At 63.0% G+C, this 22,634-nt stretch carries 22 protein-coding genes and 3 pseudogenes; 12 read left to right on the forward strand and 13 right to left on the reverse strand.

Annotation, left to right across the window (positions count from 1 at the left end; genetic code table 11):
• Nucleotides 1–42: 42 nt before the first annotated feature.
• Nucleotides 43–1,087, forward strand: a pseudogene (locus RDV64_RS08990) (IS3 family transposase); the annotation flags it as partial.
• A 429-nt stretch (nucleotides 1,088–1,516) separates the two neighbouring features.
• On the opposite strand, the gene RDV64_RS08995 reads toward RDV64_RS08990, so the two are convergent.
• From RDV64_RS08995 to RDV64_RS09035, 10 genes and pseudogenes are all read right to left on the reverse strand, one after another.
• Nucleotides 1,517–1,765: an Os1348 family NHLP clan protein gene (locus RDV64_RS08995; protein ID WP_309198934.1), complete on the reverse strand. Its 249-nt coding sequence runs from the start codon at nucleotides 1,763–1,765 to the stop codon at nucleotides 1,517–1,519.
• Nucleotides 1,766–1,777: 12 nt separating this feature from the next.
• A complete protein-coding gene (locus RDV64_RS09000) occupies nucleotides 1,778–2,437 on the reverse strand; it encodes a TfuA-like protein (protein ID WP_309198935.1) in 660 nt (219 codons plus the stop codon).
• Nucleotides 2,434–4,023 carry a B12-binding domain-containing radical SAM protein gene (locus RDV64_RS09005; protein WP_309198936.1) on the reverse strand — a complete coding sequence of 530 codons (1,590 nt, stop codon included), beginning with the start codon at nucleotides 4,021–4,023 and terminating at the stop codon, nucleotides 2,434–2,436. Before RDV64_RS09005 ends, RDV64_RS09000 begins: the two co-directional genes overlap by 4 nt.
• On the reverse strand, nucleotides 4,020–5,339 hold the full coding sequence (locus RDV64_RS09010; protein WP_309198937.1) for a YcaO-like family protein: 1,320 nt from the start codon (nucleotides 5,337–5,339) through the stop codon (nucleotides 4,020–4,022). Before RDV64_RS09010 ends, RDV64_RS09005 begins: the two co-directional genes overlap by 4 nt.
• 264 nt (nucleotides 5,340–5,603) lie before the next feature.
• Complete coding sequence (locus RDV64_RS23845; RefSeq protein WP_375143820.1) at nucleotides 5,604–5,840, reverse strand: transposase; 237 nt, start codon at nucleotides 5,838–5,840, stop codon at nucleotides 5,604–5,606.
• 179 nt (nucleotides 5,841–6,019) lie between these two features.
• The gene (locus RDV64_RS09015) at nucleotides 6,020–6,535 is read right to left on the reverse strand and encodes a transposase (RefSeq protein WP_309198938.1); all 516 of its coding nucleotides are present in this window, start codon (nucleotides 6,533–6,535) and stop codon (nucleotides 6,020–6,022) included.
• Nucleotides 6,536–7,143: 608 nt separating this feature from the next.
• Nucleotides 7,144–8,802: a recombinase family protein gene (locus RDV64_RS09020; protein WP_309199466.1), complete on the reverse strand. Its 1,659-nt coding sequence runs from the start codon at nucleotides 8,800–8,802 to the stop codon at nucleotides 7,144–7,146.
• Nucleotides 8,799–9,089 carry a DUF2924 domain-containing protein gene (locus RDV64_RS09025; RefSeq protein ID WP_309198939.1) on the reverse strand — a complete coding sequence of 97 codons (291 nt, stop codon included), beginning with the start codon at nucleotides 9,087–9,089 and terminating at the stop codon, nucleotides 8,799–8,801. The genes RDV64_RS09020 and RDV64_RS09025 overlap by 4 nt, the downstream gene beginning before the upstream one ends.
• Complete coding sequence (locus RDV64_RS09030; RefSeq protein WP_309197868.1) at nucleotides 9,044–9,226, reverse strand: DUF2924 domain-containing protein; 183 nt, start codon at nucleotides 9,224–9,226, stop codon at nucleotides 9,044–9,046. Before RDV64_RS09030 ends, RDV64_RS09025 begins: the two co-directional genes overlap by 46 nt.
• Nucleotides 9,227–9,294: 68 nt before the next feature.
• Nucleotides 9,295–9,360, reverse strand: a pseudogene (locus tag RDV64_RS09035) (DUF3489 domain-containing protein); the annotation flags it as partial.
• A 249-nt stretch (nucleotides 9,361–9,609) separates the two neighbouring features.
• Between RDV64_RS09035 and RDV64_RS09040 the strand changes: the two are divergent.
• The 5 genes from RDV64_RS09040 (at nucleotide 9,610) to RDV64_RS09065 (ending at nucleotide 11,796) form a co-directional block, all read left to right on the forward strand.
• Complete coding sequence (locus RDV64_RS09040; RefSeq protein ID WP_309197869.1) at nucleotides 9,610–10,089, forward strand: ParB/Srx family N-terminal domain-containing protein; 480 nt, start codon at nucleotides 9,610–9,612, stop codon at nucleotides 10,087–10,089.
• Between the two features lie 3 nt (nucleotides 10,090–10,092).
• Nucleotides 10,093–10,425: a hypothetical protein gene (locus RDV64_RS09045; protein ID WP_309197870.1), complete on the forward strand. Its 333-nt coding sequence runs from the start codon at nucleotides 10,093–10,095 to the stop codon at nucleotides 10,423–10,425.
• Between the two features lie 59 nt (nucleotides 10,426–10,484).
• Complete coding sequence (locus tag RDV64_RS09050; RefSeq protein ID WP_309197871.1) at nucleotides 10,485–10,748, forward strand: DNA methyltransferase; 264 nt, start codon at nucleotides 10,485–10,487, stop codon at nucleotides 10,746–10,748.
• Between the two features lie 26 nt (nucleotides 10,749–10,774).
• Nucleotides 10,775–11,083, forward strand: a complete 309-nt coding sequence (locus tag RDV64_RS09055; RefSeq protein WP_309199421.1) for a DUF5681 domain-containing protein — start codon at nucleotides 10,775–10,777, stop codon at nucleotides 11,081–11,083.
• Between the two features lie 371 nt (nucleotides 11,084–11,454).
• Nucleotides 11,455–11,796: a hypothetical protein gene (locus RDV64_RS09065; RefSeq protein ID WP_309199600.1), complete on the forward strand. Its 342-nt coding sequence runs from the start codon at nucleotides 11,455–11,457 to the stop codon at nucleotides 11,794–11,796.
• Nucleotides 11,797–12,038: 242 nt separating this feature from the next.
• Here the strand turns inward: RDV64_RS09065 and RDV64_RS09070 are convergent, their stop codons facing one another.
• Together RDV64_RS09070 and RDV64_RS09075 are read right to left on the reverse strand one after the other, a co-directional pair.
• Nucleotides 12,039–15,167 carry a hypothetical protein gene (locus RDV64_RS09070; RefSeq protein ID WP_309198940.1) on the reverse strand — a complete coding sequence of 1,043 codons (3,129 nt, stop codon included), beginning with the start codon at nucleotides 15,165–15,167 and terminating at the stop codon, nucleotides 12,039–12,041.
• A gap of 562 nt (nucleotides 15,168–15,729) precedes the next feature.
• Complete coding sequence (locus RDV64_RS09075) at nucleotides 15,730–17,247, reverse strand: MFS transporter (protein WP_309198941.1); 1,518 nt, start codon at nucleotides 17,245–17,247, stop codon at nucleotides 15,730–15,732.
• 78 nt (nucleotides 17,248–17,325) lie between these two features.
• Here RDV64_RS09075 and RDV64_RS09080 point away from each other — a divergent pair, with 78 nt between their 5' ends.
• On the forward strand, nucleotides 17,326–17,925 hold the full coding sequence (locus RDV64_RS09080) for a TetR/AcrR family transcriptional regulator (RefSeq protein WP_309198942.1): 600 nt from the start codon (nucleotides 17,326–17,328) through the stop codon (nucleotides 17,923–17,925).
• Nucleotides 17,926–18,010: 85 nt separating this feature from the next.
• On the forward strand, nucleotides 18,011–18,553 hold the full coding sequence (locus tag RDV64_RS09085) for an IS5 family transposase (protein WP_309198943.1): 543 nt from the start codon (nucleotides 18,011–18,013) through the stop codon (nucleotides 18,551–18,553).
• A gap of 9 nt (nucleotides 18,554–18,562) precedes the next feature.
• On the opposite strand, the gene RDV64_RS09090 is transcribed toward RDV64_RS09085, so the two are convergent.
• On the reverse strand, nucleotides 18,563–19,711 hold the full coding sequence (locus tag RDV64_RS09090) for an alpha/beta fold hydrolase (RefSeq protein ID WP_309198944.1): 1,149 nt from the start codon (nucleotides 19,709–19,711) through the stop codon (nucleotides 18,563–18,565).
• A gap of 211 nt (nucleotides 19,712–19,922) precedes the next feature.
• Here RDV64_RS09090 and RDV64_RS09095 point away from each other — a divergent pair.
• From RDV64_RS09095 to RDV64_RS09110, 4 genes and pseudogenes are all read left to right on the forward strand, one after another.
• Nucleotides 19,923–20,503 (forward strand): annotated as a pseudogene (locus RDV64_RS09095) (recombinase family protein).
• Nucleotides 20,500–20,760: a WGR domain-containing protein gene (locus RDV64_RS09100; RefSeq protein WP_309198945.1), complete on the forward strand. Its 261-nt coding sequence runs from the start codon at nucleotides 20,500–20,502 to the stop codon at nucleotides 20,758–20,760. The pseudogene RDV64_RS09095 and the gene RDV64_RS09100 overlap by 4 nt, the downstream one beginning before the upstream one ends.
• A 218-nt stretch (nucleotides 20,761–20,978) precedes the next feature.
• Nucleotides 20,979–21,695: a GntR family transcriptional regulator gene (locus RDV64_RS09105; protein WP_309198946.1), complete on the forward strand. Its 717-nt coding sequence runs from the start codon at nucleotides 20,979–20,981 to the stop codon at nucleotides 21,693–21,695.
• Nucleotides 21,696–21,821: 126 nt separating this feature from the next.
• Nucleotides 21,822–22,574 carry an aspartate/glutamate racemase family protein gene (locus RDV64_RS09110; RefSeq protein WP_309198947.1) on the forward strand — a complete coding sequence of 251 codons (753 nt, stop codon included), beginning with the start codon at nucleotides 21,822–21,824 and terminating at the stop codon, nucleotides 22,572–22,574.
• Nucleotides 22,575–22,634 lie beyond the last annotated feature (60 nt).

Below are 22,634 nucleotides of genomic sequence, written 5' to 3' on the forward strand. Positions count from 1 at the left end.
CAACAATTCCTTGAGAGGCTGCCCTCCGGCATGGAGGGAAGCATGCGCAAGTCGAGGCTCACGGACGAGCAGATGGTGTCGATCGTGCGGGAAGCGGATCGCGACACAACACCGACAGTGGCCAAGCGGCACGGCGTCAGCGAGCAGACCATCTACACGTGGCGTAAGCGCTTTGGCGCGCTCGAGGCCGACGACGTGCGGCGGCTGAAGCAGCTGGAAGCGGAGAACGTCCGGCTCAAGAAGCTGGTGGTCGAGCGGGATCTCGAGATCGAGGTGATGAAGGAGATCGCTGCAAAAAAATGGTGAGCGTGTCGGAGCGTCGCGCGGCCGTGGGGGCCTGTCGCAGCGGCGCGCCTGCACGCTAATCGGGGTTGCACGGTCGGCGCTCTTCTATCGTTCACGGCAGGCGGAGAAGGACGCGCCGGTGCTGAGGCGCATGGCCGAGCTCTCGGCGCAGTATCCGCGCTACGGGTACCGCCGGATCGCGGTCTTCCTCGGTCGCGACGGTCACGCCATGAGCTTCGAGCGGGCGTATCGCCTGTGGCGGCGGGCCGGGCTGCAGGTGCCGCGCAAGCGGCCGAGGAAGCGCATCGCCGCGGGCCGGCCGCGTCCGATGGCGCCGACCGGGGCGAATGAGGTGTGGAGTTACGACTTCGTGTTCGACTGGTGCGCCAACGGCCAGAAGCTGAAGTGCCTGACGATCACCGACGAGTGGACCAGGGAGGGCCTGGCGATCGAGGTCGACGGACGCATCCGCTCCTCGCGCGTCATCGAAGTGCTGTCGCGCCTCGTGTCCGAGCGCGGCGCGCCGCTTTACCTGCGGTCCGACAACGGGCCGGAGTTCGTCTCCCGCGCGCTGCTGGCGTGGATCGTCGATCAGGGCGCCGACACGGCGTTGATCGATCCGGGCAAACCTTGGCAGAATGGCGCCGGAGAGAGCTTCAACGGCAAGTTCCGCGACGAGTGCCTGAGCCTGGAATGGTTTCGATCGCGGGCCGAGGCCAAGGTGACGATCGAAGCCTGGCGCCGGCACTACAACGAGGTGCGACCTCACTCGAGCCTCGGCTATCTGACGCCGGCCGTCTTCGCGGCGAAGACCAGCACCGAACACCCAACGGCCATGACGGGGCGGACCGCTGCGGTATGTGGGGCCTCCGCGGCCCGCCCCGTCGTCCAACCGCCCCGCACGGGGCTCAACGAGGCAGACATAGGGGCAGCGCTCTCAAGCTAAGCGTGGTCCGAAGAATCCGGGCAGGTCAGAGGGACAGGGGCTCGTGACATGTCGGCCGGCCTCCTCCTCCGGCCGACATGGTGAATTAGATCCGCATTACCGCGCGGTTGATTCGGTCAGGTCGGGTAACGCTCTAGGCACGCATGTGTCTTTGTGCTGACCTCAGTTGGCCCCGTTATGCTGACGGCCACGAGTTTTTGGATTGCCATGCACAATACATGCAAGTAGTTTTGTGGGAGTATGCGAAAAAAATTGTGCCGGAAAACAACCGCCGGCTGGCCTAGCTCAAAAACTCTTCGAGATGACGACCTTAATCGTCCACTCGGCGCGGCCTGCGAGTCTTTCGGCCGCTTCTTCGAGCATTTCGAAGTCGAGCTTCCTGATGGCTTCAACGTCCTTTGCCGTCAGGTCAAAACGTTTGGCCAATTCGTCAGGGTTATTTTTCAATTCCGCGCGCAAATCCTTGTCGGTCAGCGCCCGGCCAAGCAGTTCGACGAGACCTTTCTGCGGGTTGTCGCCAGTTTCCCTAACCATAACCCTCTCCTTTCAAACGGTCATTTCAATATCGTTGTGTTCGGTGGGCATCATGCCGGCCACATGGTTGAGGGCCGCACGGGCATCAGCGCCCTTGATGTCGGGAATGGCGGCCTCGGCACGGATGGCTGCTGCCCTGTCATCACCCACAGCCTTTGCAAGTGCGTCGTAGACCTTTGATGGCGTGCGTTCGGCGAAAAAAACCCGCTTGAGCGCACGAAAGATCGCCGCAGCCTCGGCTTTGGTCACCAGATCGGCATGGCTCAGGGTTTCCATCCAATGCGCTATGTCCACCAGAGGCACGGTTAAGGCGCTCAGATCGTGGGGAGCATAGCACAGTGCGACCTCATCCTCTTGCCGGATCCAGGTTTGCTTGAATCGGTTAAAGACCCAGCCGATCCCTTCCATCCCGAAACTGTCAAGCTCGGCGGCGCGCAACGCCCCCATACTAGAGGCACCAACAACGCGAACCCCCTGATCCAGAAGATTGAGGATCTCTTTCGGCGTCACAGCCAGCGACTGGCCAAACTGACCGTCGATGATCACGATGACGTCCCAGTCGATCATGCCCGCCAGATCATCGCGTTTGATGGGGGGGAAATAGGTCGCTTCAAGCAATTGGCGGGCGTCGCGCTGGCGCAGAGATGGGCCAAGGAACACCGCCGTCTTCATGACGTTACCTGTTGTAAATCATTGCGCTGGCGCACCATCGACGGTCCGCGCGCGGCGCTGTCAACGGTTGAGGCTGCCTTGCGATTGCGTCGTCGGGTGCGTCGGAACAGGCCCAGGGCCAGCCCGATGCCGATTCGGTCGGCATCGTCTTCCGCGCCCTGCAACAGCCGTTCTTCGGTAAGGCGGTTGCCGGCTTCCATCAGCGCCAGCACCTCCTTATCAAACAGGCTGGAGCCGACTGTGAAATCGAGCGCGCGCATCGATTTTTCCAGATAGGCGCGTTTCTCGTCCCTGTTCTCTGTGGGCAGGTTGAAAAAGCCGGGGAAGAGATGCGGTGCCATATCGATGACCTCGGCAACTTCAGCCGCGCGTTCGTCCAGCAGAACGGCGGGCAAAAGCAACCAGTCGCTGTCTTCCGGTGCGGGGCGCTGTAAAGTGCCCTCAAAGTTGAGGTAGATCGGTGAACTGGGTAGTGGGCTGAGCATGTGCATCTGCACGTTTACCTTGGGCGCAAGCTGCGAGGCAGCACTGGCAAGCGCCAGCGTTTCCTCAAAATCCTCAAGCGTTTCGAAGGGGTAGCCCCAGATAAACGAGGCCTCGACCCGATCAAAATAGCGCTGCGACATCTCAAGCGTCGGCAGCACCGTCTCAGCCCTGAGCTCCTTGAAAGTCCGATTCAGTACCTTTTGCGCACCGGAATCGATGCCATAGAAAACAGCGCGGCAGCCCGCCTGCGACATCAACGACACCAAATCTTCGTTCATCAGGTTGATACGACCGAAGCAGCCCCACTCGATCTTGATACCGCGATCCAGGATCTCCCGGCAGAACGCGCGCACCCGGTCGCGGTTCAACACAAACGTGTCGTCAACGATGGCGATTTTGTCGATGCCAAACCGATCCCGCAGCATGACGATCTCGTCGACAGCGCGTTTGACGTCACGGTATACGGCGCGTCGGCCCCAAAGCGGGGCTACGTCGCAGAACGAACATTTGTACGGGCAACCGCGGGTCGTGATCACGCGGGCAGAGCTATAGCGTGACCAGTCTAGCAGGTGATAGGCAGGCCAGGGAAGGTTGTCTGCATCCGTGATCCGGGGGCGCTCTGAGCCGTCGACGAGTGTGTCACCAGCGCGCCAGACCAGTCCCGCGACAGGGTCGCTGACCAGCGTGGCCAGAACGTCGATGCCAAAGAACGCCTGAATGGTCTTCTCGCCTTCGCCGCGCACGATGCCGTCAACCCAGGCAAAGGCCTCCATCAATTCGCGTGCATTTCCTGAAACACCAGGACCGCCCAGGATGATCTTGCAACCAGGATCGGCGGCCTTAAGCTTTTTGCAGGCGGCCAGGACCACGGGCAGCATGTCGACAAAGCACGAGATCAGAACGTACTCCTCGTGCCCCTCCAAAGCCCGAACGAACGTGTCGGCGGAATAGCAGTCTGACCCCTCGTGCAGTTGGTAGTCGCGAAAATCGACCTCCAGCCCAATTTGTTCAAGGGCGGCTGCGATGTAGAGTGGACCTAGCGGTGGCTCAATCTTTCCGTCTTCGCCCAGGGTAGCGCTAAAGAGCGTGACTTTGGTCATTGCATCGCTCCTTGCAAAACGTGCGAGACGCGTTCGCCGAAGACGCCACGCCCAGTGTGAAGGTGAAAGACGGACCAGGCCTCGGCCTTGGGCACAACCACGCGTACAACCGGAATGCCGACTTCCGGGCGAGTCAGGTCGAAGGCCACGGCTTGATTCAGCCCATAATCCGGCATCCTGTCCAGGATCAAACGGATATCGTCATCGATGGACGCGTTCTGCACCGATGGCACGTCGTCAAAGTCGATGAAATCCGTGCCGCCATAGAGCTCGTCTGCGTCGTATGGCGCGCGCGGTTTGATGATCTCGGGCAGGTCCTCGCGCCCGCCTTGAATACAGGCGATGCGGCTTTGGGCGGCTTCGGTGATGGCCCGGTTGAGAGCGATCCGCGCGTCGGGATGGGTGCCACAACCGCCATGGGCATTGGGAATGCCGGAGGCCGTCGGCTCCACGATCGTGCAATCAATGGTTGCCAACCCTGCGGTCGAGGTCAGGTTGCGCACATAGATGCTCAGGCCCGCGCGCTTCAGCCGACCTACCAGCAACGCCGCCCGTCGCGGCAGCCCCTCCAGCCGGATTTGGGCATGCTCGGCGTTTTGAAGTGCCGATGGCGGGCTGCTGATACCGATGCTTTCCAGCAGATCCCCAATGGCTGGCGCCACCTGTGACCGCGCAAGCGATATTGCCAGGGCATCGCGTTCGATCACTTCGCACAGCGCGTGGCACAGCGCTTCCGTCAGCGTGTTGCCCGAGGCCAGTCCGTTGGTACTCGCGTAAAACAGCGCGGGGACATCTGTCGGCGTGTAAGGGCAGACCACCGCGTTCAATGGTGCCGCTGTGGCGCGTTGGCCAATCAGGTCATAGCCGTGCACCCATTCGACAGGCGTTTGATCGTCGAACGCGCAGGCATTGGGCACGACGATTTCGGCCAGCTTGGTGAGCGGCGTTGTCTCGGCCAGTTCCGCCTGTGAGGCGTGGGTGACTGGATAATCGCAATGCTCCCCTGCCTGCCGCTCCACCGCTTCCATCAGCGCCCCAGCCAGAGCGTCCAGCCGCGTGGTCCCCTTGCCGTTATAATAGGAAATGCCAGGCCCCAGGTCGCGGGGCCGCACCGTCATGAAGTTGGGAATGCCAACGTAATCCAGGCCCGTAACCTCGGCGACCTGGGTAACGCCGACACGCTCGATCAGCCGCTTTGCGCGCCGTACGGTTGCGGAGGGTGGCACGCATCGTGCGACCGCTTTGGTCGAATATTTTGGTGTTAGCTTAAGCTGCCAGTACTGGGAGGTTGTTCTACGATCTACCCTGTCAATCAACGAGCGCACACCCCAAATGTTTCAGATGCCATTCGATCGCTAAAATTGACTGGTTAAGCCTAGGGAGGCAAATGCTATTACAAAATGGTATCTGCCTCTTTTAATTTTCTCGCTCATAGATTGAACTATGCCTCAATTTGAAGGGTCGATCATAGTCAAGAAAGCTAGCAAAAAAGATAACCTGAATTCTTATACGATTGGCCTTGGCAATCAACCGGAGACAATCCGAAGGATAAAACACGGGAGGACGAATTTCAACTCGCCTTACCCCCTGTCTGTTGGGGGCAACTGCGCTGTTGGCTCATGCGGCGAGGTGCGTACCGGAGGGCAGCATCGCGTTGAGGATGACGAGGAGCTGAGGGTTGGGACGTGTCGTGAAGCGGTGAGCGCGGCGATGTAGAGCGCCTCGCGGACCTTGCGGTGTCCACCCCAGATTCGGCGGGCTCCGCGCCATGTACCACTCTCCCTGGTGTGCGGTGCGAGACCGGCGAGCGAGGCGATGCGGCGTCAAACGAGCATGCCAAGTTCGGGAAGTTCGCCGAGAAGGGTGGCCAGAACCGTTGGGCCGATGCCCGGCACTGCGGTCAGAAGTCGGGCTTGTGAGGAGAGCTACTGGTCCGCCTCGATCAGCCGCGCGGTGGCGCGATCGAGCTCGACGATCTCGTGGGTGAGCAGGTCGATCATCGCCTCGATCTGCTCGGCGATCTCTTCCTGGCCGGCCTTGTGCGGCGCGTTTTCTCGGCCTTTCGGATGTCCACCAACTGTCTGCGGCGTCTGAGGAAATCGGACGGCCGGTTCCGCGCGTGGCTGCTCGGGCGTGTGATGGCAAGGTCGAGAACCGAGCCCATCTGGGCAAGCACCCGGGCATCGACGCGGTCGGTCTTGGCGAGGACGCCGGTGGCCCTGGCGAACTCGCGGGCCTGACGTGGATTGGTCCGCGAGAAGGCGATGCCGCGTTCGGCGAGCGCGGCGATAAGGGGCCCGTCGCATCCACTCGTGGCTTCGAAGACGACGAGGACGTCTGGTTCGAGAGAGGCGACCCACAGGGTGATCGCCTCTGGGTCGTTCGCCACCTGAGAGGCGGTGGCGTTTGGCAGGCTGTGAAGGTCGAGGGCGGCGCGAGAGAGGTCGCAGCCGATGACGTTGCGTGGCATGGTGGAGATCCTGTCCATGTCGTGCGGGATCGGCAGTCCCAAGCAACTGTTCAGGGTTCAGAAGGATGCGGAAGTGACCCATGCTCCCTAACGGGCTCCGAGGCCCTCGGGGGGGACGGGCTCCCTTCCGCAACTCAGAACCTACCACCTCGCCAACAGACAGGGGGGGGGGCGTCCACTCCATCGGTTCTCCTCAAACCGGAGCGTTTGGAGGTAGAGAACGTTGGACCGCAGACCCTCTCCCTCCGCCACGCACCCCCTACACATTTCTCTGATTTGAACGCTGGGCATTAAGCCCGCGGAACAGGGCGCGTTTTCGTCCTGCTTCCGGCACGGGCCCGTCCTGTATCGGCGGTCTCAGCCCGGATTCAGGCGTCCGTTCAGGGCGGTCTCCTCCGGTCGGCAGGAAGGTGGAGTTTCGGCCATAAGGGCAAGAACAGGGAAATTCGCGGTGTATCGGCGGAAAACAGGCCGAATCCGGCGCACAAGGATGGTCTCGTGCGCGCGAAGGGACGCAAATTCAATCGATTAGCGGCCACTAAAACCCGATTCCCTGTTTATGCGCGGAACAGGGTTCGAGAAGTGCATAACAGGTCGCATTGTTTCGCATTAACAGGTGTCTCAATGAGCATAACAGGGCGTTTGGCCGGTCAATCCATGGCCCGGCTGCTTCCGTTCTCTTCGATGCCACGGCGGCATCGGGCAGCGTTGTTTGCTGCGCTACGCGCGGCCCACAGCTGCTCCTGGTCTTGCCAACCGAGCGGGATATCGTGGGCGAGCAGTGCCGAGATGGTGAGGCCGTGCGGTTGGCGCCCTTCAAGGATGGCGCGCTGCAAATCGGGTGCGAGGAAGGCGAGCCGAACAAGGCGGCGCCGGTAGGATGATTCCGGGGAGGCGTCCAACATAGGAAGCCCGCGCGCATCCCGGCGAAGCATTGCGTGGGCCTCGCGTAGCGCTGCGATCAGCTTCGGGTCTGGCCGGGCGACCGGTTTGCCACCGCCCGAGATCAATGTCCGCCCGCCGCGGATGGCGATGCTGAACGGAATGATCAGGCGGCAGGCTGCTCGATTCGTCGGATCACGCTCGACCATCTCGTCGCCATCGATGTGGGCCCGGATTGTCGCCAGATGTTCAGCCGGCAACGTCAGCCGGATGAAGTCGCGATGAACTTCGACGCGACGAAGGAGGTCAAGCGGCTCGGCGCCAAGCCCATGGAGGAAGCGGCGCAGGATCTCGCTGAGCCGGCCCTCGAAGGAAGCGGCGGGAACACGGCCAACCACGCCATCTTCTGCATCGCCACTGCGCCGCCCCTGCTGCAACGGTGCGGACACGGTGTAGCGGTAGGTCTTGCCACGCGCGCCGCGTGAAGACGTCGGAGACATGGGCGCGCCAGCGGCATCAAAGATGCGGCCGACGAGGGCTGCGGTCTGTGGATCGCTGTTGGCAGTCCCCATCCGTCTCGGATTTGCATCGAGCTGGCGCCGAACCGCCTCGAAAAGATCAGCACCCACGATGGCCGGATGCTGGCCGGGATGGGCGTGGTCGCGGTGGAGGGTCATTCCCAGATATGTCCGGTTCCTGAGAAGGTGGAACAGCGCGCCCCGGCTGAACGGCTTGCCACCGAGCGTCCGCCCCTTCGCCGTCACGCGCGACTTGGACCTGATGCCGCCCTCATCCAGCCTGCGCTCCAGTTCATGCACTGAGCCGAGTTCGAGATAGGACGTGAAGATCGAGCGCACGGTCTCTGCCTCGGCAGCGTTGACCTCGAGCGCGCGTGATCCCGGGGCTGGCGTGTCGTCTCCGAGAGGCAGTGTGCCGCCCATCCACATCCCCTTGGCCTTGGAGGCGGCGATCTTGTCCCGGATGCGTTCGCCGGTGACTTCGCGCTCGAACTGGGCGAAAGAGAGAAGGACGTTGAGGGTCAGCCGGCCCATGCTGCTGGTGGTGTTGAACGCTTGGGTGACGGAAACGAAGCTGACGCCGTGGGCGTCGAAGATCTCGACCATGCGGGCAAAATCGGCGAGGGAGCGGGTCAGCCGATCGATCTTGTAGACGACAACGACGTCGATCTGGCCCGCGGCGATGTCCGCCAGAAGCCGCTTCAGCGCCGGGCGTTCCATTGTTGCACCGGAGATGCCGCCGTCGTCATAGCGGTCCGGCAAGGCCCGCCATCCCTCGCTGGCCTGACTCTTCACATAAGCGGCGCAGGCCTCCCGTTGCGCATCGAGGCTGTTGAAGGCCTGTTCGAGGCCTTCCTCTGAACTCTTGTGAGTGTAGAGGACGCAGCGCTTGATCGATGGCTTCGTCATGGCCGGCCAGTCCCGATATCCTGCTTCCGCAGACCAAAGAACCGCGGTCCGTTCCAGCGCGCGCCGGCGATTGCCGTCGCGACGGCGGAGAGGCTGGGAAAGAGTTCGCCGCGCCACCGAAAGCCTTTTGCTTCGACAACGACCTCGATGAGCTCACCCTTCCAGTTTCGTCGCATGACCGCGCCGAGGCCGAGGTCCAAGCCCTCGGCCTGAATACGGCCAGTGGCGGCCAATCGACGCTTTAATCCCGTTCGAGCCCACCAAGCGCCTCGGCCTGAAGGCGCCATGCGAGCATGAGCCGCATCAGCTCCGCAGAGCGCAGCTTTGGAGGCGTGCCCCAGCGCGTGCGCCATTTTACGCGCAGCCTGTTGAGATCGGAATGACGGATCGCATCCACGTTGGTTGCAAGCACGTTGTCACTCATGCCGTGTCTCCGATGCGATAACGGCGGACGCCGTCCGCCTTCTCCGAGGTAACGGTCAAGCCCTTCTTCTAGAGCGCGCCACGAACCGAATGGGTCTGCCAGCCGGTCGCGGCGGTCATCTCGGCGAGGGTCGACCCCTCGGGTCAGGAAAGCAACTCCGTCAAGACAGCGAGCTTCATGGGCTTCAATGCGGCCGGCGCGGACGGGCCGGCCGTGCTTCCGGACTGAGGAGTCGCCGTTCGAGATAACGCCCTTGAAGGCTTTACCTCGTGCTCCGCCCTGGCGTCGGCGGCACCCCTGACATTCGATTTCTTCGTGGGGGTCATAAGCGGCTCCCGGTTCCGCAGCGGATCAAACTCCGCCGCTACCGGCACATCCGGGCTTTGGGCTTCGCCAACCCGATCCTGATCGACGACGACAGCGTGATTATCGCCGGGGACGGACGGCTGATGGCCGCGAACGCAATCGGAATGACCGAAGTTCCGACCATCGCGCTGCGAGGTCTGGACGAGGCACGCAAACGCGCCCTGCGGCTCGCCGACAACAAGATCGCGCTGAATGCTGGCTGGGACATTGATCTTCTGCAAGCCGAGCTGGGCGAACTCTCAACGCTCGATGTCGACCTTGATCTGACACTGACCGGCTTTGCATCGGGCGAGATCGACGTGATCCTCGGCGGTTCCGAGGACCCCGACGATGAACTCGTTCCTGCCGTGCCAAAGACCCCGCGGACGAGGCCAGGAAATGTCTGGATCTTCGGCGAACACCGCGTTGGCTGCGGCGATGGGCGCGAACCTGAGTTCCTGCGCCGGGTAGTCGGAAAAGATGCGGCGGTCGACGCTGCCTTTCTCGATCCGCCCTAAAACGTGCCGATCAACGGCTTCGCCAACGCGAAGGGCCGTCATGCCGAATTCGCGATGGCGTCTGGCGAAACGACCGAAGCGGCGTTCTTCACCTTCCTTGCAGAAACTCTTGGCGCCGCCGCAGTCGTCTCGCGGGACGGTGCCGTTCACTTCGTTTGCATGGACTGGAGGCACACCGACCAGCTCTTGACCGTCGGCCGCTCCGTCTATGGTGATCTCCTGAACCTTTGCGTGTGGAACAAGTCCAACGCCGGGATGGGTTCACTTTATCGCTCGAAGCATGAGCTGATATTCGTTTGGCGGGTCGGTGCGCGGGGGCGCATTTCAATGCCGTAGAGCTCGGCAAGCACGGTCGCAATCGAACGAATGTCTGGGACTATGCGTCGGTCAACTCGATGAAGGGAAGCCGGCGCGAAGACCTCGCGCTGCATCCAACCGTAAAACCGACGGCGTTGGTGGCGGATGCGATTCAGGACGTCACGAAACGTGGCGACCTCGTGCTTGATCTCTTCCTTGGATCCGGGACGACGCTGATCGCGGCCGAGCGTACAGGGCGGCGGTTCCGGGGGGGGGGGGGAATTGCTCCTGGCTACGTCGATTTAGCGCTCGCACGCTGGTCAGCAATGACGGGTCTTGAGCCTGTTCTCGAAGAGGTGTGAGCGTGGTGGACGATGTCGCAGACGCTGTGGCGCCGCGCCGGGGTCGGTTCGAGAAAGGCAGAAGTGGAAATCCCGCGGGACGGCCGCGCCGGACTCGATCCAGTGAGCCCACTGCGTCGGCCTTCGATGTGATCGTGGCAAAAACGCTGACAGTTTCTCGGGATGGTGGTGAACACGAAATCTCGGTCGAAGAGGCGCTGCAGCACCGCACGTACAAGGCGGCTCTTGCCGGCGACCGCGCCGCGCAGCGCGAGATCCTCAAGATGATTGCCAAGAGAGAGGCCGCTCTTTCAAAGACCCGGGAGCGCTCCACGTCGAAGGTGGTCGTGAAGTAGGAGGCTCTTGATCCCCGCAACGTCGATGACGCGCTCTTACTCCTTGGGATCGCTTGCGAGGACCCGCGCGATCACAGAATGCGGTGCGAGGGCCGACACCTGCTACTCGAACAATGGGCGGTGCAGGCCGCACTCTCTCGTCGACGTGGTGGGGCCAGGCTTGAGGATCGGGACGTCGAGACAATCAAACGGTGCACGCGGGATGCGGAGACGTTGCGTTCGCCGCAGAGCGTCAAGCGATGGGGGCACGCGTTCAGGCAGGGCGAAAGAAGAGATTGGCTACGGTCGACCACCAAAGGCGACGCAATTCCAGAAGGGCCGCAGCCGAAACCCGCGGGGTCGTCCGAAAGGCTCACGGCGAGAGATCCCATATGATGGGAGTACTCGGGCAGACGGTCCTGATCCGCGAAGGAGGCGTCGAGCGACGCGTCACCGCGGCGGAGGCCTTCCTGCTTCATCTGGTAAAAAAGGGACTTGACGGCGAGGGAGCGTCGGCACGGCAAGCGATGGCTGCAATCGAGGCGGCGCGCGACAAGCAATTGATCGACGAAACATCTCCTATCACGGTGATCATACGCTCCTTTGTTACGCTTGGAAGCGTCAGCGATGCGGGTGAGATATTGCGCATCAGCCGAAAGCGGGACCGCTTTCGTGAGACAGCGCACCTCGTTCTGGAACCCTGGATCGTTCAGGCCGCCCTCGACAGGTTTTGAGATCGGCGGCTTACACTCGAGCAGCAGAAGATCGTCTTCAAGGCGACCCGCTCACCAGGAAAAGTAGACTGGCCCGCATGGTGGAACGTTCTGCCGTGACGGCAAAGCCGCCATCGAGCCGATAATGCACGTTCATCGAACCGGCCTTTCGAGGCTTCGCAAAACCACCGTTTTTGAGAAACTTGGTTGTTGGCCTCTCGCCCGCCGCGGATCCTCCGCTGCGTCAGTCGCATATCCGGAGCCTAGAAGCGGAACGTGAAGCGGGCCATCCCGCCGGCGTTAGTCCAGTTGCCGTCGTAGGTGGTGGTGCCTTCCAGGCTGAAGCTGCCTTGTTCGCTGATGTCAAAGTTGGCACCGGCGCGCAGGAGCAGCCTGTCCCGGTCGCCGGTGGAGGCGCCGACATTGAAGCCGGGACCGCCGGCGAAGTTGCCTGACAGGACCAGGTTGTCATCGCCAATCACGCGCTCATACATCACGTCTGCGTAGACGGAGCCGCCGTTGAACTTCGTCCCGATCCGGACACCGGCCGCGGCGAGAAGCTGCGCAAAGTCGCCGCCGACGGTGGTGCCGAGCGGCCCCAGCGGACCGGTCCGGCCGATATCGGCATAGTTGAACTGCAGCCGGCCGACCGGGCCGAGGATCAAGGGTTCGGCGAACCGGCCGCCGATGTTGTAGGCAGCATCCGCGCCCAGGGTCACGACCTGCGAATCGCCATTCTGGTTGCCGACATCGCTGGCGAAATAGGCGTAGGACGCCGCAGCGCTGACATCGAGAAGATCGAACTGGCCGTTGACGTAGGCGCCGACGTGGTAGCCGTTCGCGTCGTTGTCATACACCGTGTTGTTGACCTCGGTGTAAGTGTAGCCGACGCCGAGACCGGCGGTGACGGAACCGCTCGCCATCAGGAACTGGCGCTCGACACCGAGGGCGACGCCCGCGGTGTAGCCATCGGCGCCTGTCGAGGGTCCACTGTCGATATCGAAGAAGCCGCCGAGGGCTGCGACCCACACGCCGAAGCGCGGTGCAGGGGGGATCGGCTGCAGCGGCTCGAGCGCGAGATCCGCGCCGAAGCGCTTCTGTGGCGCGCTTTCAAGGTTGTCCGGCACGGCGCTGATGGCGACACCAGAGGGCGTTCCGACAGGCGCCGAAGACGCCGGGTAGCCGTAGACGAACGAGCGTTCCGCCGCGCTGCCGCCACCGCGCAGCGCGGTGTTGAACAGCGATCCGGCGTTGACCATGCCGACGCCGAGTTCAGCCACCGTCTCGCCTGACACACGCGACAGGATCGGCACTGCACGCTCCTGGCGCGCCAGCGCGATGTTGCGCTTGTTGTCGAGGAAGGACGCATCGCGGACGAGCGCGGCATCGATGGCAGCACCTGCGGCGCGCGTGTTGTTGGTGTTGCCGTTGCGGCGGAAGACGTTGGGCGCAAAGCCGAACGTCACGGCGCTGCCGGACGCATCTGCGCTGACGAAAGCGCGGTTGCCGAGATCGACACTGGTGGAGGGGTCGAAGTTGACGCCGTTGTAGTCGACGCCCTGGCCGTTGCCCGCAAACCCGTTGGCATCGATGTTGGCGGTCGAACCGCGCGCGAAGGATACCGAGCCGCCGCCGGACGCAGCGTTGGTGCGCGCCCCGGCCGTGCCGCCGTTCTGCACGGTGACGGCGCTCCCCGTCCCCTGTGCGCGGACATTGCCGGCGCTCCCGCCCCTGTTGACGCTCGCCTGCCCGCCGTCCCGTGCCGTCAGCGACCGCACCGAGCCGCCCGAGTTGACGTTGGCATTGCCGCCTTCGCGGGCATTCACGTTGTTGTTGCTCTGGTTGTTGTCGACGACGAACGTGGTCGTCTGCCCCATCTGCGGATCGTTGGGGTTGGTATTGCGCGACACGTTGGTGGTTTCGAAGCCGGAGTAGCGCGAGGAGCGCTGCGAGTTGCCGGTGGAGACGTTGAGCGTATCGCCGCCGGATCCGGCGTCCACCAGCTTGCCGGGGCCGGAAATGGTGCGCGAGGAGGCGTTGGTCAGCGTATCGTTGCCGGCGCCGAGGTCGATCACCGGGTTCGCGCTGGAGCCGCGCACGGTGCCGTTCACGGTGACCGTATCGTTGCCGGCCCCCATGTCGAGAACTGGGTCGGACGAGCCGCCGAACACCGTGCCGTCAACGGTGACAGTGGTTTCCGTTTCGCCTTCGTCTACAATCGCCTGTGCGCCGACCGCATCGATGCTGCCCGCCCGGTTCACGGTAATCGACGCTGTGGTGGCAGACGATGAGACCAGCACCGCCTGGCTCTCCGAGGACGACGTTTCGATGATGCCGCTATCTTCGATGACGAGTTCGGCATTGTTGCCCAGAATGACGCCCTGGCTTGCGGAAGAGGACGCCGACACCGTGCCGGCGACGGTAACGATGGCATTGTCACCGGAGACGATACCGGCCGAATTGCCGGAGGAGATCCGCACCTCGCCGCCCGAAGCAACGGTGATGGACGCGCCGCGGCCCTGGCTCTCGATGGCGTTGGATCCGGACGACTGCGCGGTGACGAAGCCGCCATCTTCCACGGTGACGTTGAGCCCGCGTGCCGTGCCAAGAATTGCCGTCGCGTTGCCGGAGGACGACTGGACACGGCCGGAGACGTTGACCGTGCCGTTTTCCCCATCGACCTGAACAGGGTTCGACATGCCGGACGAGGTGGTGACTTGCGCACCGTTCTCGATATTGAGGGTGCCGTTGGCGCCGCCCAGCACCACGGCGTCCGAATTGGAGTTGCCGGTGGTCACGACGGCGCCGATGTCGCCGCCCTCGCCGCGGAGATCGACGGTGGAGTTGGCGCCGACCGAGATGCCGGCCGATTTGCCGCCGCCGGTGCTGACGCGCCCGGTTGACTGGACCTCGACCATTGCGCCGCTGCCGGTGAAGATGCCTTCGGAGTTTTCGCCCGATGTCGTCACCTGGCCGCCGACCGTGATGCTGGCATCGTCGAGCACGTCGATCCCGCCCGCGCTGTCGCCGGACGTATTGATCGGCCGGTTGGATTGTGACGACACGTTGATGGTGGCGCCGTTGCCGAGCAGGATTCCGGGCGCGCCGGTGGTGGAGATACCGCCGGCCGGCCCTTCGACGTTGACCGTCACGTCGTTGGCGCCTGCGTTCACGACCCCGTCATTGTCGAGGTTATTGGCGCAATTCACCGTCGAGCCCGAGGGCGGGTTGTTGCCACTGCCGGTGGAGGAGGGCATCGCAAGCACACAGTCTGCAAACGCGACTGAGGGTGTCGCCGCTTCGATCGCGACCATCGAAGCGCCGGCGAGCAGCATGACCGCCACCGTGCGCACCGCACCCGCTTCGGACAAAGACTTTTTGACTGAACGCATTGCGAAACTCCAAAAAACGATCGGCTCCATCCCGGAGAGGGAATTCACCCATTCGATTTCCCGAGATCTAACGCCAGCAAATTGCCTCCGATCGACTTTGTTTCAGTAAAATGTACCTCACTAAGTTGCTTAAAGGCCGCAACTTTAAACCACCTCTAAATGCCGGAAGACTCCAGGGCAGCCCGCAATATTGTATAAATTCACCGTCAAGAAACTAAATTTCGCAATTGGGCACGAATAGACATTATGATTTTAATTGCGCGGTAGCGAAGTCTTGGTGACGACCATGCTGGTCGCCAGGTTTTCACGCGACTGCATCTTCGCGCCTATGGTGGAGGGCTGGTCGAACAATGGGTCTGATGCCGCAACACAAGCTGCGCGACGTCAGCACCCAACCCTTCCGTGGCCCTCTTCTGACCCTCAAAAACGAACGTTTTTCAGAACTCCGCCGGTATCGCGATCAGGTAGATTTACGGAAAGAGCGAGACTGATTGCGAAGACTGGTTTCGCTCGTAGGGAGCGCAAATGGCTCAGCGTCGGTCGGCAACCATCACCGGCGCTCTCAAAGTCCGCCTTTGCATCGACTGGACCGACCCCCGCGGGAAGGCGCAGCGATCCAGATCGCAAGGGCGGTGGTGAACGATAGCGTGGCGGCGAGCGCGATCACGGCGAGGAACGCCTGGTCGAACGCGCCGAAGGCGGCCACGCGCAGCGCGTCGGCAACGGCGTCCGGGAGGGTCCTAGCTACGACCAACGCCTCGTCGAGGCTGTCGAGGGCCGACGGCGAAACGTCCGATCCGCCTGACGCCTTGAGTGAGGCACCGTAGACGGCCGTCAGCACACTCCCCAGAACCGCGATACCGATAGCGCCGCCGAGCTCGAAGGATACTTCCTCGATCGAGGCGGCCATCCCTGCCCGATCGTCCGGCGCGCGCGCCATGATCACGCCGGACGCGGCCGTCATCGTGGTGCCGAGGCCCGAGCCGAGCATGAGGAAGCCCGGGAGCTGCCAGAGGAGCGGCGCGTCGTAGCTGAGGCCCGATAGAGCGAGGCCGACTGCGGCAAGGAACAGGCCGCCCCAAAGGAGGTTCATCGCGCCGAGGCGGCCCGTCAGGGCACCGGCGATCGGTCCCGTCACGAAGGCTGCAAGCGGGATCGGCAGGATGAAGAGGCCTGCCTCCAGGGGCGTCAGGCCGAGGATGAGCTGGAGGCGCTGGGAGAGGACCAGCTCAAAGCCGATCATCGCCAGCATCGAGACCAGAGCGGCGGCAACGCCCGCCGAAAAACCGCGATCGCGAAACAGCGAGAAGTCGATCAGCTTGTACGTCAGGCGATCCTGGCGCCGCTTGAAGAGAACGAGCGCAACGATCCCGACCGTGAGTGCCAGCGCCATATGGGTCAGGGAAGCGTCGCGCTTGGCGAGCTCCTTCACGGCATAGGCGAGCGCGACGAGCCCGACCAGCACTTGCGCCGAGCCGGTCAGATCCCAGGGACGTGCGCCATGGCGGCGCCCGTTCGGCATCAGAAAGGCGGCGAGCCCCAGCGCGACGAGAACGACGGGGACATTGATCAGGAAGACCGAGCCCCACCAGAAATGCTCCAGAAGCAGACCGCCGACGACCGGACCCAGCGCCGCGCCGCCGGAGGCGACCGCCGCCCAGATGCCGATGGCAAAGGACCGCTCGGCCTCGTCTTCGAAGGTGAGGCGGATGATGGAAAGCGTCGCCGGCATCATCGCCGCAGCGCCCACGGCAAGAAGCACACGAGCGCCGATCAGGATGGCCGGGTCCGGTGCATAGGCGGCCAGAAGCGAGGCCGCTCCGAACACGGTCAGGCCCGCCAGGAAAAGCCGCTTGTGGCCGAGCCGGTCGCCCAGCGTCCCGAGGCCCGGCAGAAGACCGGCCACCACCAGCGGGTAGGCGTTGACGATCCAGAGCTTCTCTGACGCCGAGGCCGACAGCGCCTCCGTCAGGCGCGGCAGGGCGATGTAGAGCACTGTGACGTCGATGGTAATCAGCAGAAGCGCGCTGGACAGGATCGCCAGTACAAGCCAGCGGTTGCGGGGCTTTTGCGATGTCATGGCGAAGGCTTTCGTTCCGATTGGACCGGCGGGTGACGCATCTTGTATCCCTGCCGATCTCTATTTAGATACATACGTATGGAAAATAAAAAATCCATACCTCCGCGTCGCTCGCCTGGTCGCCCGCGCACCATCGATCGCGACCGGCTGATGGATCTTGCCGAGGAGATCGTGACGAAGGAGGGCGCCGCCGCCCTGACGATCGATGCGCTCGCCAAGGCTGCCGGGGTGACAAAGGGCGGGGTGCAATATGCGTTCGGTACCAAGGAGGCGCTGGTGGAAGCGCTTTTCGAGCGCTGGAGCGAGACCTATTCGGCGGCGATCAATGCGATCGTCGGGCCTGAGGCCGGGGCGCGGGAGCAGCTGCGGGGCCATGTCGAGGCCACGCTCGCCTCTGACGCGACGGACCACGCCAAGTCTGCGGCGCTGATGGCGGCGCTCCTGCGCTCGCCCGACCAGCTCGGTCCCGCGCGCCGCTGGTATCGCGAGCGGATCGCCTCGCTCGATCTCGCCAACCCGGACGACCGGCGCGCCCGCCTCGCCTTCCTGGCCACGGAAGGGGCCTATATGTTGCGCTTCTTCGGCCTCATGGAGATTGATGAAGCCGAATGGCAGGACATGTTCGCCGACATCACTGCACTTGTCGCCTCCGCGAGTGGAACGACCGAAGGTTTATAAGGCGGCTTACGCTAAGAGACCGTTTGAGAAAGGAATTCCGTTTGGCGCGGGTTCGTGATTCACACGACGCACGTGGACCAAACGAATGCGAGGCCGGATGGCGGCCATCGAACGCAAGACAAATCGATATCCGGGCGGCCTGACGGATGCGGAGCGGGAGCGGATCGAACCGGCGCTCCCAAAGCCGGGTCGCAGGGGGCGCAAGCCCGCGACTGACCTGCGGGAGGTGCTCAACGCGATCCGTTACATGGCGCGCTCGGGCGGCGGCTGGCGCATGCTGCCCAAGGATTTTCCGCCGTGGCAGACGGTCTATTGGTGGTTCCGCCGCTTCGTCCGGCCGATGCTGTTCCGCACGATCCACGACGTCGCGCTGATGATCGATCGCGAGCAATCCAATCGCGAAGCAAGTCCTAGTGCCGGCGTCCTCGACAGCCAGAGCGTGAAAGCGCCCGCAGCGGGAGCCGCCCGCGGTTTCGATGGCGCCAAGAAGATCATCGGCCGCAAGCGCCACATTGTCGTCGACACCGATGGCCGCCTCGTCCGCGATTTCGAGCAACGCATCGACGTCTCCGAGGCCATGATCCACGTCGCAATGGGTGGCCTGCTCCTCCGACGCATCAGCCACTGATCGCAATTCTCAAACAGAGTCTAAGTAGTCTCGTATCAACGCTTCGGTTTCAGGGGCATCGACAATATCAAGATGCGCGGCACCGTTGATGACATGGTAATTTCCCTTATCTGTCACAGTGCTCATAAGGGGCCCGTATCGATCCGCCTCCATCGCTTCATCTTGTGCTCCTGCGACCAAAAGGAATGGCGGAAGTTCGGCCACATCCGCGATATAGTTACTTCGCGGCGCGAAGGATGTGTTAAGACGCCAGCTATAAGACGTCGTCGCGCAGTCGCCAAGTGGACCATCCAAAACCGATTTGGGCATATTGAACTGGATCATTTTCATGTGGTCAAGCCAATGGATTCCAGCGCTGTTTAACATCGACAATCCGACAATGCGGCGGGTCAATACATGCGCCCAGCCCCCTGAATTTATTCTTGTTGTAGGGGCATTATGCTTGAGAAACGGCGCAAGAAGGATGGCGCCACCGATTTTTCTGCCATTTTCGCCACCTGCAAAACGCACCACGAGCCCGCCACCGGAAGAGTGGCCCAGCAGGATAGCCTCACGCGGGTCGTCGGCCATCAGGTCTGCGATGTCGTCCTCGAATTGTCCGATGTAATCCACATCACCACGTCGCACAGGTCTGTCCCCATGTCCTCGCAGCGTAATTGCCTTGACCTCGGCCACATCTCTGAGCGCCCATGCCAGACGGTCAAATTGGCCGCCAAACCATCCTGAGCCGTGGATCATGATGATCAAAGGCAAGCCTGCGCTGCCTTCCGTCTTTACGTGGGTATACGAGAGTTCCGCGCCATCACGCGCGGTATAGGTCTTGCGGGCGAATTCGGGTGTTTCTGGTGAGACAAAAGCACCTGATGCGGTTATTCTGGTAAAATACAGCCCATCACTCGTTTCGAGTGCTTTGGGGCGTTCGGAGACGATGAGGGCCACCGCTATAATGAAGTAAATTCCGACTGAGACCGCGGCGAAACTCAGAATATTCAAAGTCAATTCGGGTCTCCAGATGAGCATGGTCAGATTTCTCGAAGCGGTAAATACCACGCATGGGTTTGGCTGGTGAGCTGATAGCGGGCACTGGCGGTTCCAAACTGATGTCAGCTTCGTCCCGCATTGCGGGCGCTGCGCCAGAGAGTCGGCAGATTCGCTCATGGCACTCAGCGGACAATCGCGCGCCCTGAAAAATGAACCGTTTCGTGGCCTTGGTTAGAATCTCGAAAGCGTTCATTTTTGCGAGTAGGCTGTTCGACCCTTGACGCAGTTGTCCGAGCAAGGAATTCCGCGAACCGCCGATTCTCAAAACCATATTTTGTAACTACCCTCTCAAATATGATAAACTCAGACGAGTTATGAGAGAATCCGCATGCTCGTGGGCTACGCCTGCGTCTCAACCCAGGATCAGAAGCCCGCGCTTCAGCTCGATGCGCTGAAGCCTGCCGGATGCGAGAAGGTCTTTCGCGAAAAGTCGTCCGGCGCGCAGCGCGACCGACCGCAGCTTGCGGCTACAATCGACTACATGCGCCCGGGCGACACCCTCGTCGTTTGGAAACTCGACCGCCTGGCTCGGTCGATGAAGCAGCTGATTGAGACCGTCGAAGGGCTTGAGGCCGAGGGATCGGCTTCCGCTCTCTCACCGAGGCGATCGATACGACCACCTCGGGCGGCAAGCTCGTCTTCCATATTTTCGGCGCCCTGGCCGAGTTCGAGCGCTCCATCATTCGAGAGCGCACGCGCGCCGGGCTGGATGCCGCCTAGGCAAGGGGCCGCACCGGCGGGCGGCCGAAGAGGCTGACGGATGCGGATCTCAAAGCGGCGAAGGCCATGCTTGCCGAAGACAGCTTCACAGTGGACGAGGTTGCAAAGCGCCTCAACGTTTCGCCGGCGACGTTCTACCGTTACTTGCCCGCGCCCCGAGCAACTATCACACGGAAGGAGCCAACATGAACCCGCTTGAGCTCTTCCACACCGGTATCCGCCTGTGGTGCATTAATCCCGCCAACAACAAGCGGCGGTTCTATGCACTGTCCGTCCAGCGCACGTTGTTCGGCGGATGGGCGTTGGTGCGCGAATGGGACCGGATTGGTGTCAGTTGTCGGTTGCGGTGCGATCTCTATCCGTCCGCCGGCCCCGCCACCGATGCGTTCCTCAACCTTGTCCGGAAGAAGGTGCGGCGCAGATACGAAACCGTCGGCACGGGCTGAACTGAGTGGCCGAAAACTACAAAGCTGCCAATCGGTGAGATCGCCGGCCAACGCTTACTGTCGGCAGGCCCGGCCCCTTCTCGGGCCGAGTCCGGTTGTCATGGTGCTGAATAGAAACGGCGGAAGGTCGCGCGACGTGTCCGCGCCCGCTTGCACATGAGCACGAGCCTCGCCATGCTCGCCGCTCCCGCAAAGACGCCAAGGCGAACAGACGCATAATGAAGAAGCAGTCCGCCTCGGTCGAGCGAGTTGCGGAGGTCCTGCGCGACCGGATCGTCAAGGGCGCACTTCCCGCCGGTGCGCGCCTCAAGGAACGCGCGTTGTCGCTGGAGCTTTCGGTGTCGCGCACGCCCATCCGCGAGGCGCTGAAACTCCTGCAGTCGGACGGGCTCGTGGAGATTTCGCTGAACAAGGGGGCGCAGGTCGTTGGCTATGGTGCGCGCGAGGCGGTCGACCTGTTCGAGCTGATCGCCGTCCTGGAGGCGCTTGCGGCCGAGCGGATTGCGGCGCGCATGGACACCGCGACGCTTGCCCGCCTGGAAACCCTGCACGGGCGCATGCTGCGCCGATACGAGGCGGGCGACGCCATCGCCTACTTCGACATCAACACCGAGATCCACGACACGATCGTTGCGGCCTCCAGCAACCCGGAGCTGATCGACAGCCACAAGCGGGTGGTGGCGCGGGCGCGGCGGGGACGCTTCCTTGCCATAATGGACGCGGAGCGGTGGGCCGAAGCGGTTGGCGAGCACGAGGCGGTGATGCGCGCCTTCCGCCGCCGCGACTCCGAGGCGGCGGCGCGGGTATGGCGCATGCACCTCGACAACACCGGCGCGACGGTCTCGACCGCGCTCGATGGCGTTGCATCCGGCGTGGCATTGAAGCCCGAACCCCCGGCCGTCGAGGCCGAACCGGCGCCGCTCGCGAAGCTTTGAGCCGTCCCCATCGCCGGCAACAACTGGCGAGAAATGGCATGCCATTTGCTGCGGATAGGCGTATATCGGTTCAAAGGCGGGATTCGTGATCAGGCCCGTACGTTGAGAGGGCGAACCCACACAGCCATGCGCATTCTGCTTGTGAACCCCAACACCACCGCCGCAATGACCGAGGGAATGATGTGCGTCGCGCGCACCGTCGCGCCCCTAGGGGCCGACGTGGTGCCGCTCACCGCCGAGCGTGGCTTTCCCTACATTGCCACCCGAGCGGAAGCGCAGATCGCCGGTGCAATCGCGCTCGAGATGATTGCGGCCCACGCAGGCAGCGCCGACGCGGCAATTATCGCCGCATTCGGTGACCCCGGCCTGCCTGCCGCCCGCGAGATCTTCGATTTTCCGGTGGTGGGTATGGCGCAGGCGGCCCTGGTGAGTGCGGCAATGCTCGGCGACCGCATCGCGATCGCCACTTTCTCGCCTGCGCTGCGGCGTTGGTACGAGGATGCGGCGCGCAACGCCGGGCTTGGCGACCGCTTCGTGGGTGTATCCGCTCCGGCGTCCCACGCTGCCCCGCCGCCCGCCGGGGCGCCCGCGACGCGTCAGCTGCTGGCGGGGCTTTGCCACCGCGCGGTGGATGAGCTCAGGGCCGATGTTGTCGTCCTCGGCGGCGCGCCGCTTGCCGGCCTTGCCGCCGAGCTGCAGCCGGAGGTGGGCGCGCTTCTCGTCGACCCCGTCGGCGCGGCTATCGCGCAGGCGGTGGCGCTGGTGTCGATGACACCGCGCGCGGGCTTTGCGCGGCGATCCGGCCGGCCGCTGCCCAAGCCGACCAACGGCCTTTCCCCGTCGCTCGCCCGCCTGTTCGCGCAGGAGGCGGCGGAGTAGACCTCACCGACGCGTTGTCGCCTTTCGGGCGCTGCGCGGGCTCTCTGCGCGCAGCGCCAT

This window comes from Acuticoccus sp. MNP-M23, from assembly GCF_031195445.1.
In the GTDB taxonomy this organism is placed as follows: Bacteria; Pseudomonadota; Alphaproteobacteria; order Rhizobiales; family Amorphaceae; genus Acuticoccus.